The sequence below is a fragment of the Siccirubricoccus phaeus genome, from assembly GCF_008360935.1.
Lineage (GTDB): Bacteria > Pseudomonadota > Alphaproteobacteria > Acetobacterales > Acetobacteraceae > Siccirubricoccus > Siccirubricoccus phaeus.
Genome location: NZ_SRXO01000005.1, coordinates 116,277 through 128,658, shown reverse-complemented (window position 1 = coordinate 128,658; position 12,382 = coordinate 116,277). Strand labels below are relative to the sequence as shown.

At 71.1% G+C, this 12,382-nt stretch carries 9 protein-coding genes and 1 tRNA gene; 3 read left to right on the top strand and 7 right to left on the bottom strand.

Annotated features, from left to right (window positions below; genetic code table 11):
- Positions 1–9: 9 nt before the first annotated feature.
- The gene (gene kdpA / locus E5N76_RS08995; RefSeq protein ID WP_149536956.1) at positions 10–1,707 is read right to left on the bottom strand and encodes a potassium-transporting ATPase subunit KdpA; all 1,698 of its coding nucleotides are present in this window, start codon (positions 1,705–1,707) and stop codon (positions 10–12) included.
- 3 nt (positions 1,708–1,710) lie between these two features.
- The gene (gene kdpF / locus E5N76_RS31365) at positions 1,711–1,797 is read right to left on the bottom strand and encodes a K(+)-transporting ATPase subunit F (protein WP_149537164.1); all 87 of its coding nucleotides are present in this window, start codon (positions 1,795–1,797) and stop codon (positions 1,711–1,713) included.
- A 230-nt stretch (positions 1,798–2,027) separates the two neighbouring features.
- On the opposite strand from kdpF, the gene E5N76_RS31000 reads away from it, so the two are divergent.
- The 3 genes from E5N76_RS31000 to E5N76_RS08975 all read left to right on the top strand — a co-directional run bounded on the left by E5N76_RS31000 (position 2,028) and on the right by E5N76_RS08975 (position 5,537).
- Positions 2,028–4,679 carry a sensor histidine kinase gene (locus E5N76_RS31000; protein ID WP_149536955.1) on the top strand — a complete coding sequence of 884 codons (2,652 nt, stop codon included), beginning with the start codon at positions 2,028–2,030 and terminating at the stop codon, positions 4,677–4,679.
- A 10-nt stretch (positions 4,680–4,689) separates the two neighbouring features.
- Positions 4,690–5,394 (top strand): response regulator, encoded by a 705-nt coding sequence (locus E5N76_RS08980; protein ID WP_149536954.1) that lies wholly within the window; start codon positions 4,690–4,692, stop codon positions 5,392–5,394.
- Positions 5,395–5,450: 56 nt separating this feature from the next.
- A tRNA-Ser gene (locus E5N76_RS08975) sits at positions 5,451–5,537 on the top strand.
- Between the two features lie 269 nt (positions 5,538–5,806).
- Here the strand turns inward: E5N76_RS08975 and E5N76_RS08970 are convergent.
- From E5N76_RS08970 to E5N76_RS08950, 5 genes are all read right to left on the bottom strand, one after another.
- Positions 5,807–7,474, bottom strand: coding sequence for a phospholipase D-like domain-containing protein (locus E5N76_RS08970; RefSeq protein ID WP_149536953.1), 1,668 nt, complete (start codon positions 7,472–7,474; stop codon positions 5,807–5,809).
- A 206-nt stretch (positions 7,475–7,680) separates the two neighbouring features.
- Positions 7,681–8,925, bottom strand: a complete 1,245-nt coding sequence (locus tag E5N76_RS08965) for an ABC transporter substrate-binding protein (protein ID WP_149536952.1) — start codon at positions 8,923–8,925, stop codon at positions 7,681–7,683.
- A gap of 23 nt (positions 8,926–8,948) precedes the next feature.
- Entirely contained in the window at positions 8,949–9,668 is a 720-nt protein-coding gene (locus tag E5N76_RS08960; RefSeq protein WP_149536951.1) for an ABC transporter ATP-binding protein, read from the bottom strand.
- Positions 9,656–11,416, bottom strand: coding sequence for a branched-chain amino acid ABC transporter ATP-binding protein/permease (locus E5N76_RS08955; protein WP_149536950.1), 1,761 nt, complete (start codon positions 11,414–11,416; stop codon positions 9,656–9,658). Before E5N76_RS08955 ends, E5N76_RS08960 begins: the two co-directional genes overlap by 13 nt.
- A complete protein-coding gene (locus tag E5N76_RS08950) occupies positions 11,413–12,369 on the bottom strand; it encodes a branched-chain amino acid ABC transporter permease (RefSeq protein WP_149536949.1) in 957 nt (318 codons plus the stop codon). Before E5N76_RS08950 ends, E5N76_RS08955 begins: the two co-directional genes overlap by 4 nt.
- Between the last annotated feature and the right edge of the window lie 13 nt (positions 12,370–12,382).

Here is a 12,382-nt window from a genome sequence, read left to right as displayed (position 1 = left end):
GGCGGGGCCTCAGAAGGTGCGGCCGGCGGCGAGCACGAAATGCTCGGCGAGCGGCCCGAGGGCGAGGGCGGGCATGAATTGCAGCCCGCCGAGGATCAGGATCACCCCGGCCAGCAGCCCGGCGAAAAGCGGGCCATGGGTCGGGAAGGTGCCGGTGGAGGCGGCGAGCTTCGGCTTCAGCGCCAGGGCGCCGGCAATGCCCATCACCGGCACCACATAGGCGAAGCGGCCGAGCAGCATGGCGAGGCCGAGGGTGGTATCCAGCCAGGGCGTGTCCGCCGCCAGGCCGCCGAAGGCCGAGCCGTTGTTGCCGGCCGCGGAGGTATAGGCGTAGAGCATCTCCGTCAGCCCGTGCGGGCCCTGGGCGGGGATGGAGGCGACGGCGGCCGGCAGCACCAGCGAAAGGCTGGCGAGGCCGAGGATGGTCGCCGGCAGCACCAGCACCGCCAGCATGGCGAGCTTCACCTCCCGCGCCTGCACCTTCTTACCGAGATATTCCGGTGTGCGCCCGACCATCAGCCCGGCGACGAAGACCGCCAGCAGGGCAAAGACCAGCATGCCGTAGAGGCCGGAGCCGACGCCGCCCGGCAGCACCTCGCCGAGCTGGATGAGGAAGAGCGGGATGAGGCCGCCAAGCGGGGTGAAGCTGTCGAACATCGCATTCACCGCGCCGCAGGAGGCGCCGGTGGTGGTGGCGGTGAAGAGCGCGACGAGGGGCAGGCCGAAGCGGAGATCCTTGCCCTCCATATTGCCCTGCGCCGGGTCAATGCCGAACGCCAGATGCAGCGGGTTGCCGCCCGCCTCCGCCCCATAGATCAGGCCGGTGGCAACAACGACATAACCGAGCATGACGGCGAGCAGCGCCCTGCCCTGCCGCCTATCGCCGACCAGGTGGCCGAAGGTCAGCGCCAGGCCGAAGGGAATGATCTGCTGGGCGATGATCTGCAGCGCGGCGGCGAGCGCGCCCGGCCCCTCAAAGGGATGCAGCGCATTCACCCCGAAGAAGCCGCCGCCATTGGTGCCGAGATGCTTGATCGCGACCTGGAAGGCGGCAGGGCCGAGCGGGATGGTCTGAGTCGCGCCCTCCAGCGTCGTCGCCTCGACATAGGGCGAGAGGGTCTGCGGCATGCCGAGGGCGACGAAGGCGAGGCCGAGCACCAGGCTGATCGGCAGCAGCAGGTAGAGGCAGATGCGCACCAGATCCGCCCAGAAATTGCCGAGCTGGCTGACCCCGCCCGCGGCAAAGGCGCGGCAGACGGCGAAGGCCAGGGCGATGCCGGTGGCGGCGGAGAGGAAATTCTGCACCGTCAGCCCGGCCATCTGGCTGAGATAGGACATCGCCGCCTCGCCGCTATAGGCCTGCCAGTTGGTGTTGGTGACGAAGCTGATGGCGGTGTTGAAGGCCAGGTAAGGCGACAGCCCGTCGAAGCCCTGCGGATTGAGCGGCAGCGCGCCCTGCAGCCGCAGCAGGGCGTAGAGCAGCGCGAAGCCCGCGGCATTGGCGGCGAGCATGGCCAGGGTGTAGCCGCGCCAGCCCATGCCGCGCACCGGGTCGATGCCCGCCGTGCGATAGATCAGCGCCTCCACCGGCGCGAGGAAGCGGAGGCGGCCATGCGCCACCGCCGCCATGTACCGCCCGAGCGGGATCGCCGCGGCGACCGCCAAGGCGAGGACGAGCGCGATCTGCGCCCAGCCGATCCAGCTCATGGCTCAGAGATCCTCGGGGCGCAGCAGCGCCCATAGCAGGTAGATCAGGAGGAAGGCGGCGACGGCGCCGCCGAGCAGCAGCGGCAGCATCAGACGCGCTCGCAGCCCAGCGCATAGGCCGCCATCAGCGCGAAGCCGCCCAGGCCGAGCGCCAGGAGCAGGAGGTCGAGCATGGGAATCACCTGTACCCCGGGGGATCCGGGTCCGGCGCAGGACTAGGGGCGCGGCGCGTAAAGCCGCCATGCGAGAGGCCGGGGCGGGGCATAAAAACCGCATAAAATCCGCAGCGCCGGCGAGGCCCGCCTGCTAACCACCGCCCGATGCCAGAGGAGCCCCCCCGCCCCGATCCGGACGCCCTGCTCGCCCTGGCGCGCCAGGAGGGGCGCGGGCGGCTGAAGGTTTTTCTCGGTGCCGCGCCGGGGGTGGGCAAGACCTTCGAGATGCTGGCCGAGGCCCGCCGGCGCCAGGCGGGCGGCGCGGGCGTGCTGATCGGCATCGTCGAGACCCATGGCAGGGCGGAGACCGAGGCGGCGATCGGCCCCCTGCCCGTGCTGCCGCGCGCCCGCCTCGCGCATCGCGGCCAGGTGATCGAGGAATTCGACCTCGACGCCGCCCTCGCCCGCCGCCCCGGCATCCTGCTGCTGGACGAGCTGGCGCACAGCAATGCCCCCGGCAGCCGCCACCCCAAGCGCTGGCAGGATGTGGCGGAGCTGCGCGAGGCAGGCATCGAGGTCTGGACCACGATGAACGTCCAGCATCTCGAAAGCCTCTCCGAGGCCGTCGCCCGCGTCACCGGCGTGCGCGTCGCGGAAACCGTCCCGGACCGCGTGCTGGCCGAGGCGGATGCGGTGGAGCTGATCGACATCCCGCCGGCCGAACTCATCGAGCGGCTGCGCCAGGGCAAGGTGTACCGGCCGGACCAGGCCGGAAGGGCGCTGCGCGGCTTCTTCCGCGAGGGCAATCTGGCGGCGCTGCGGGAGATGGCGCTGCGCCGGGTGGCGGAACGCGTCGATGCCGACGTCACCTCCTATATGCGCGCCAATGCCATCGCCGGCCCCTGGCCGGCCGGCGAGCGGGTGATGGCGCTGGTGGGCCCGGACCCGGCGGCAGAGCAGGTGGTGCGGGCGGCGCGGCGCATCGCCGATGCGCTGAAGGCGCCGCTGGTGGCGCTGCATGTGGAGCGGCCGACCGGGCGCGAGGCGGGCGACCCGGGCCCGGCGCTGCGCCTGGCGGAGAGGCTGGGGGCGCTGGCGGAGACGGTGGTGGCGGGGGATTTGCCCGGTGCCATCCTGCGGGAAGCCCGGGCACGCAACGTGGCGCATCTGGTGATGGGGCGCGGCCGCCCGCCCTGGTGGCGGCGGGCGCTGGGCCGGACGCTCTCTGCCCGTCTGCTGCGGCAGGCCACGGATTTCACCCTGCATTTGGTGCCGCTGCCCGGCGCCCGGCCGCTTCCGCCGCCCGAGCCGCGCGGCGTCCCGCCCTGGCTGGGCTGGGCCGCCACGCCGGGGCTGGTCGCCGCCGCCACCTTCGTGGCGCTGGCGGTGGAGCAGGACGTGCCGGAAGGCGCGCTCGGCATGGTCTATCTGGTGCCGATCGTCGCCGCCGCGGTGGGGTTCGGGCCGCTGCAGGGGGGGCTGGCGGCGCTGCTCGGCTTCCTCGCCTGGAATTACCTGTTCCTGCCGCCGCGCTACGAGCTGGCGATCGCCAGCCCGCAGGATGTGGTGGGCGTGGCGGTCTTCGCCCTGGTGGCACTGCTGCTGGCCGGCACGGCGGGGGGGCTCGGGCGTTCCGTGCGGGCAGCACAGGCGCGGCTGCTGGGGCTGCGGCGGCTGGTGGAATTCAGCCGCCGGCTGGGCGCGCCGGGGGACAAGGCGGATCTGGTGCAGGCCATTGCCGAGGAAGCCTCCCGCATCGCCGGCGGGCCGGCCTGCGTGCTGCTGCCCCTGCCCCCCTTGCCGGGCGAGACGGTGCCGGAGCCGGTGCTGCGCGCCGCGGTGCCGTTGGAGGCCACGCCGGACGAGGCCAGCATGGCCGCCGCCCGCTGGGCCATGGCACAGGGCAAGCCGGCGGGGCGGGGCACCGACACCCTGCCCGAAGCCGCCTGGCAATTCCGCCCCATGCGCACCGCCAGGGGCATCGCCGGGCTGGTCGGGCTGCAGCCGCCGGAGCGCCGGCTGGAAGGCGAGGCAGACCGGGCGCTGGCGGCGCTGCTGGATCAGGCGGCCGTTGCTCTGGAACGGGCGGAGCTGATGGAGGAGCGTGCCCGGGACGAGGCACGGGCGGAGACGGAGGCGCTGCGCACCGCCCTGCTCACCTCGCTGGGGCATGATCTGAAGACGCCGCTCACCGCCATCCGCGGCGCCATCGGCACGCTGCGCGGCGCCGGGCCGGGCCTGCCGGAGCCGGTGCGGGCGGATCTGCTGGCCGCCGCCGAGGAGGAGACCGAAAGGCTGACCCGCTGGATCGGCAACATCCTCGACATGGTGCGGATCGAGAACCGCCAGATCCAGCCGCGGCGGGAGGTGGTGGAACTGACCGAGGCGCTGGAGACCGCCGCCGCCCGGGCCGGCCGCACCGCGGGACGGCGGATCGCGGTGGAGGCGCCAGGCCGGCCCATCGTCCCACGGCTGGATCCTGCCCTGCTGGACCAGGTGCTGGCCAATCTGCTGGACAATGCGCTGAAATTCTCCGGGCCGGCGGGCCAGGTGACGGCGCGGGCGCGGCGGGAAGGGGCGGAGGTGATGATCGCCATCGAGGATGACGGGCCGGGCATTCCACGCGACGAGCTGCGGCTGGTCTTCGACCCCTTCTTCCGCGCCCGGCGGGCGGACCGCATCGCCGCCGGCAGCGGGCTGGGCTTGGCCATCTGCCGCGGGCTGGTGCAGGCCATGGGCGGGCGGATTGCCGCCGAAAGCCCGCTGACGCCGGATGGCAGGGGCACCCGCATGACCCTGCGCTTCCCGGGAAGATGAGCGAGGGCGCATGAGCGAGCTGGCCGCCCCCCGGGTACTCGTCATCGACGACGAGCCGCAGATCCACCGCTTCCTCGCCCCGGCGCTCGCGGCCTCCGGCTACGCGCCGCTGCGGGCGGAAACCGGGGCGGAAGGGCTGAAGCGCGCGGCGGAGGAGGCGCCGGCGCTGATCCTGCTTGATCTCGGCCTGCCCGACATGGATGGCAAGGGGCTGATCCCTCGGCTGCGCGGCTTCACCGCCGCGCCGATCGTCATCCTCTCCGCCCGCGACCAGGAGGCGGAGAAGGTGGCGGCGCTGGATGCCGGGGCCGATGACTACGTCGAGAAGCCCTTCGCCCTGGCGGAGCTGCTGGCCCGGCTGCGGGCGGTGCTGCGGCGCGGCGGCGGCGCGGCCCCGGCGGCGGTGGTGCGCAGCGGGCCCCTGGAGGTGGATTTCGCCCGCCGCACCGCGCGGCTGGAGGGCCAGGCGCCGCTGAAGCTGACGCCGCGGGAATGGGATCTGCTGGCCGCCCTGGCCCGGGCCGGCGAGGGCCGCGTGGTCACCCAGCGGCAGCTCCTGACCGCCGTGTGGGGGCCGGCGCATCTGGAGGATGCGCAGTATCTGCGCGTCTATATCGGGCATCTGCGGCAGAAATTGGGGAAGGCGGCCGGGCTGATCCGGACGGAACCGGGGATCGGCTACCGCTTCGGAGCGGCGGAGGAGGAAGGGGGTTGAGCAGGTGGGCGCACTGGCCGTTCCCCCGGCTTTGCGATACCAGGGCGAGGCGCCTTGGATGGGTGGCCGAGTGGCTTAAGGCAGCGGTCTTGAAAACCGCCGTAGGTGCAAGCCTACCGTGGGTTCGAATCCCACCCCATCCCGCAAGCTCGGCTTTGGACCGCCGGCCAGCCTGATCCGCTCGGCGCGATCCCGATCCCGCTTACGCACCCGCTCAGTGGGTTGTGGCGTAATGTGGCGTGGGATATCGTACCTGTAGTTCGCGGCATCGTCGGTCCCGGCGAGCCATTTTGAGCCGTCGCCGCGATGGCTGGCTGCCGCGGCGGATCGACTAGCTTCCTCGCTTCCGACGGGTTCTGTTGCCTGGGCCTCGTGCGCCCGGTGCCGTTCCTCGGCGGGGTGGGCCGGGGCCTCAGGCGGTCGCCGGCAGGCGGGCGAAGAAACGGCGGCGGACGGAGCGTTCGGTATCGCCGAAATAATCCTGCCACCAGCCCTCGGTGCTCAGCGGCTTCGGCGGCGCCTCCGGCCGCCGCCATTGCAGCGACTCCCGGAATGCATGGTGGCTGTAGAGCCGCATGAACTCGCCAAGATAGATATCGGCGACGCGCGTATTGCCGGCGACGACGATCATGTTCTCGTCGTTCTCATCGGTCGAGGCGTCGCTGAAATTCGCGGAACCGGCCACGACCACCGGGTGGCTGGACAGCGGGTCCACCAGCATGAACTTGTTGTGGACATACCTGACATTGCTGTTCAGCCCCGACAGGCGCTCCTTCACCCAGCCATCGATCTGGTTCGTGGCGATCAGCGCGCCGATGGCAAAGGTGTTCTCCGGCATGTTGCGGAGCTGCTGGATCGCCTGCTCCTCCGCCGCCCGCTTCGGATCGTCCTTGCCCATCGGCCGGGTCTTGCGTTCGAGGAGGGCCAGCCGAAAGGGCGCCTGCGCCGTCCGGTAGACCTCCTTGAAGACGTCATGCATGCCGAAGGCGAAGGTCATGAGGAGGCCCTCGCGGCCCTGCCTCGCCAGATCGGCATACCAGGCGAGCGCGTCGAGATTCGGCCGCGGGCTGAAGATCACGCTCGTTCCGGCCGGCAGCGGCAGGGCCGGCAGCGGCGTCATCGCCTCGATGGCGGGGCGCAGCTCCCGCGACGGCGGGTCGGCCTCGAGCGCGTTCCAGTAATCGAGGAACCTGGCCGCCACGGCCGGCTCCTCGACCAGATGGGCGACATTGGAGTGGCCGAAGATGCCGCCTTCGGAAAAATTCGTGCCGCCGGTCCATACGGCGACCGGCCGCCCGGACTCCAGCTTCACGATGAACTTGTTATGGGCGATCGCCGAGGGGTTGGCCTGGCGCTCGGTGCAGGCCGCCCGCAGGCCGATCTCCCTGACGGCCTTGCGGTTATCGTCGCGGGGCTGGGCCTTCCTGGCATCATAGATGATGCGGACGTCGACGCCGCGGTCGATCGCGGCCTTCACCACCTGGAGGAAGGGCCGGTAGTGGAATTCATAGGCGGCGATCCGCAGCGCATGCCTGCCGGGCACGGCGCTTTCCACGAAGCCGACCATGGCCTCGTAAAGGCCGCGCGACAGCCAGATGAAGGCCTGGTCGTTGGCGACCTGCTCCGGCGCCCGGTTGCCGAAGCGCCGGACATATTCCTGCGACGCGGCGACCCCGCGGTTGAAATAGACGTCGTGGGTGCCCCCCTCCGGGCTTTCGGTCGTGATGAAGATCTCCGTCGCGGCGTGGCGGAGGAGGTTACGCGGCGTACCCTTCAGCGCGGTGACGGTGTAGGTGTATCGCCGCCCCGGCAGGGCGGAATAATCCGCCCATTGGAAGCTCTGGATCGGGTGCCGGTCGGTCGGGTAGGCGGCGCCGGCCGGGAAGCCGGGATCGGTTTCGGCGAAGGTCTTCATCCCCTCCAGGTAGCGCGCCGTGCCGGCCTTATGGTCGATACGGTGGATCGAGAAGCCCAGCAGCCCGCCGCAATCGGCCCGGGGCAGGCTCATGCCGAGCATCACGACATAGGTCCCCGCCACCGCATGGACCCTCAGCCCACCCGTCGTTCGGGTCGCCCGCATGCGATGCCCCCGGCACATTTACGATTTACGAATTGTACCACTCGGACCCGTTACGGAGAAGCCGCAACGGCGACCGAATGTCCATCGCACCGCAGAGGGCGGCCGCCGGGCGGGACGGCATGCCCCGCCCCGTAACCTCCGGCGCCGGGCAGGCGGTGCCCGGCGGCAGCAGGTGGTCCCCGAAGGGGCCTGGCGCGTGGTGGCCCCTACCCTTTCGGCCAGTAGGCTTCGGCGACCGCCATGGAGGGCGGATCCACCACCTGCGGCACGCCGCCCTTCCACTGCACGGTGACGAGCTGCGCATCCACCAGCCGGCCGCGCTCATCGTATTTCAGCCGCTTGCTGGGGAAGAACAGCGCCGGGCCCTCATTGCGGATGTCGAAGGCGCGGATCGCCTCCGCCACCTTCTTCCGGTCGGCGGAGCCGGCGCGCTCCATCGCCTCGCGGAGGATCATCATATGCGCGTAGGGGAAGATGCTGTCATGGCCCATCCAGGGCTCCCTGGTGCGCTCCTTGAAGCGGGTCACCAGCGCGTCCTGGTCCTTGCCCGGCCAATTGGCCATGCAGACCATCAGCCCTTCCAGGATCTGCGGGCTGGTGAGCTGCACCAGCTCCGGCACCGCCATATGGCCGCCATTGCCGATGGTCGGCAGCTTCGCCTGGCCGAGGCCGTATTCGTTCAGCTTCTCCACCAGCAGCTTGTCGTCCGGGACGTTGGTGGCGATCACCAGCAGGAAATCCGGCCGCGCGCTGCGCACCTTCTGGATCAGCGGCGTGGCGTCGGAGAGCGGCGGGGTGAAGGTCTCGTCCACCACGATGCGCAGCCCGTGCTTGGCGGCTTCCGTGGCGCGCACCGGCCGCACGAAGCTCTGCGGCGAGGCGGTGCTGTCGGAAATCATGCCGAGGCGCGTCGGCTTCTTGCCGGTGGCCCGCTCGGCGAGCTGCATCAGGGTCGGCAGGATCGCGATGGCTTGGTTGTCATTGGTCGGCGAGGATTGGAAGATGTAGCGGAAGCCGCGGCTGGTCAGGCTGTCGGCATAGGAGAGGGTCAGCCAGGGAATCTCGGCCCGCTCGGTCACCTCGGTCACTGCCAGGGTGAAGGAGGAGAGCCAGGCGCCGGTGCCGCCGGCCAGGTCGGGCTCCTGCGCCACCAGGCGCTGGGCGGCGTTCTTCGCCTTCTCCGTGCTGTCGCCGGCATCGTAGATGACCAGCTTCATCTTCGCCCCGCCCAGCGAGCGCACGCCGCCGGCGGCGTTGATGTCGTCGATCGCCATCTCCGCGCCCATCTTCATCAGCAGCCCCTGGCGCGCCCAGGGGCCGGAGATGGGCGCCAGCAGCGCGACCTTCACCTCGGACGGCGCCTGGGCGCGGGCGCGGCGGCCGCCCAGCGTGACGGCGCCGGCGCCGGCACCAAGCGCCAGCGCATCGCGGCGGGTGATGTTGCTCGTCATGTCGTTCCTCCCCCTGGTCGTGGTCAGTCTTCCTCACCGATCCCGAGATAGGAGCGGCGGACGCGGTCGTCGCTGAGCAGCGTCTGGTACGGCCCCTCCAGCACGATGCGGCCGGTCTCCAGCACATAGCCGCGGTCGGCCAGCTCCAGCGCCTCCGCCACGCGCTGCTCCACCAGCAGGATGGTGAGGCCGGCCTCCCGGTGGATCTGCGAAATGCGGTCGAAGATCATGTCGGCAACGGCCGGCGCCAGGCCCATGGAGGGCTCGTCCAGCATCAGCAGCCGCGGCGCGGAGGCGAGGCCGCGGGCGATGGCCAGCATCTGCTGCTCGCCGCCGGACAGCGTGCCGGCAAGCTGGCTTTCGCGCTGCGCCAGGATGGGGAAGAGGCTGTGGATACGCTCCAGCGTCTCCGCCCAGCGCTGCCGCCCCGCCTCGGGATAGGCGCCCATCTCGATATTCTCGCGCACCGTCAGGTTCTTGAAGACCTGCCGGCCTTCCGGGACATGGGCGATGCCGAGATGCGCCCGCGCCGCCGCCGGCCGCGCCAGCAGATCCTCCCCGGCGAAGCGGATGCCGCCCGCCTCCGGCCTGACGATGCCGGAAATCGCCTTGAACAGCGTGGATTTGCCGGCGCCGTTCGGCCCGACCACGGTGACGAATTGCCCCTCCTCCACCAGCAGCGAAACGCCGGAAAGGGCGCGGAGGCCGCCATAGGCGACGGAGAGTCCGGTTATGTCGAGCATGTCTTCGCCAGCCATTTGCGGCCGAGATAGGCCTCGATCACCGCCGCATCCTCCACCACCAGCCGCGGCGCGCCCTCCGCCAGCTTGCGGCCGCGGTCGATGACGACGAAGCGGTCGGCGAGCTTCAGCATGGCATGCATGGTGTGCTCGATGATGACGATGGTCATGCCCTCCTCACGCAGCCGCCGCAGCACTGCCAGCACCTCCTCGCATTCCTCGCGGCCGAGGCCGGCCAGCGTCTCGTCCAGCAGCAGGAGGCGCGGCTGGCCGGCGAGCGCCCGGGCCAGCTCCATCAGCCGCAGCCCCTTGTTGGTGAGCTGCCCGGCCGGCCGCGCCGCCTGGGCGGACAGCCCGACGCGGGCCAGCGCATCCTCCGCCGCGGCGGTGGCCGCCGCGCCGGTGAGGCCGGCGCCGTAGGCCCCGATCAGCACGTTATCCAGCAGCGGCAATCTCGGAAAACTGCGCACCACCTGAAAGGTGCGCCCCACCCCCATGCGGCAGATGGCGTGCAGCTTGCGGCCGGTGATCTTCTCGCCATCCAGCCAGGCGGTGCCGCTATCGGCCGGCAGCACGCCGTTCACCAGGTTGAACAGCGTCGTCTTGCCGGCGCCGTTCGGGCCGATGATGCCGAGGATCTCTCCCGGCGCGACCTCGAAGGAAACGCCGTCCACCGCACGCAGCCCGCCGAAGCTCTTGCCGATGCCCTCGACGCGCAGCAGCGGCCCGGCGCCGGCCGGCGGGACGCGGAGCGGCGCCGGGCTGCGCAGGGGCGGTGGCGGCGGCACGGCGGGGCGGGCGAAGCGGTCGCGCAGCGTCCAGAACACCCCCTCCGGCGCCAGCAGCATGACGCCGATGATGGCGACGCCATAGACCACGCCCTGGATGCCGGGGATGACATTGCCCAGCTCGGCATGCAGCGTCTCCGCCAGCGGGATCAGCACCGCGGCGCCGACCAGCGGCCCCCAGACGGTGCCGACGCCGCCGAACAGCGCGACCGTCAGCGCCTGGGCCGAGGTGAGCATGCCGAACACCGCCTCCGGCGTCACCACCAGCAGGATGCAGGCATAGAGCCCGCCCGCCGCCGCGGCGATGCCGCCGCTGAGCACCAGCGCCGCCATCTTCCAGCGCCGGAGATTGACGCCGGAGGCCTCGGCCGCCAGCTCATTCTGCCGGATCGCCATCAGGGTCAGGCCGAAGCGGGAATTCTCGACGGCGAGGGAGATGCCGAAGGCGAGGACGAGCAGCCCGAGCGCCACCCAGGTGAAGCCGCGCGGATCGGTGAATTGCAGCCAGAGCAGCGGCGCCTCCCGCTGCATCGGCAGCGAGACCTCCTGCCAGCCGAGGAATTGCGCGACGTAGAGCAGCACCAGCGGGAAGGCGAGCATGGAGAGGGCGAAGTAATGCCCGCGCAGCCGGAAGGTCGGCAGGCCGATGAACACCGCGGCGACGGCCCCGAACAGCGTGCCGAGCGGGATGCCGAGCCAGGGCGTCAGCCCCCAGCCGCCCATGCTGTGGGCGACGGTGAAGGCGCCGATGCCGAAGAACACCGCATGGCCGAAGCTGATGAGCCCGACATAGCCGGAGAAGAGGTTCCAGGAGAGCCCCATCACCGCCCAGATCGGCACCAGGGTCAGCATCAGCTGGTAGTAGCTGTTGGTGACGAGCCCGGAGAGCAGCAGGTAGACCGCCAGCAGCGCGGCGAAGACCAGCGCGTCGCGGCGGAGGCGGGGAAGCGCACCGGGCCTCATGCGCGATCCGCCGAACGGCCGAACAGCCCCTGCGGCCTGAGCACGACGATCAGCAGGAAGACCACGAAGATCGCCGCGTTCTGCAGCTGCGGCGGCAGCGCCAGGGCCGAGAATTGCTGCACGAAACCGATGGTGACGCCGCCCCAGAAGGCGCCGAGCAGGCTGCCCATGCCCCCCAGCACCACGCCGGCATACATGATGACGACGAAATCCAGCCCCATGAAGGGCGTGAAGGAGAGGTAGGTGGCGACCAGCCCGCCGGCGATGGCGGTGACGCCGCTGCCGAGGGCGAAGGCGATGCGGTGCGCCCGGTCCACGTCGATGCCCATATAGGTCGCGGCCGTCGGGTTGTCCGCCGCCGCCCGCAGCGCCCGGCCGAGCCTGGTGCGGTCCAGCAGCAGCCAGAGCCCGATGACGGCGGCGATGGAGAGCAGGCAGGCGATCAGCCGCGCCTTGTTCAGGAAGATGGTGGTGTCGCCGATGCCGATCTCGATCAGCCAGGCGGAGGAGGAAAGCGGCGTCGTCACCGCCCGCGGCGTGGAGCCGAACAGGATCTGCCCGCCATTCTGCAGGATGAGCGCCACGCCGAGGGTGACGATGAGCTGGCCGAAATGCCCCTCATCCAGGCTGCCGGCGGTGCGCAGGCCGGAGACCCGGGCGAGCAGGAAGCGGTGCAGCACCCAGCCCAGGGCGAAGATGATGGGCCCGGCCAGCACCGCCGCGACGAAGGGCGCGGTGTTGGGGCCGAGGAAGGCCAGCACGCCCCAGCCCACCACCAGGTAGAAGGCGGCATAGGCGCCCAGCATCAGCAGGTCGCCCTGGGCGAAATTCACCACCCGCATGATGCCGAAGATCAGGCTGAGCCCGACGCACATCAACCCGTAGATGCAGCCGATGACGAGGCCCGCGACGCAGGCATTCAGCGTGTTCTCGAGCAGGATCAGCGCATCCATCGCGCGCGCCTTT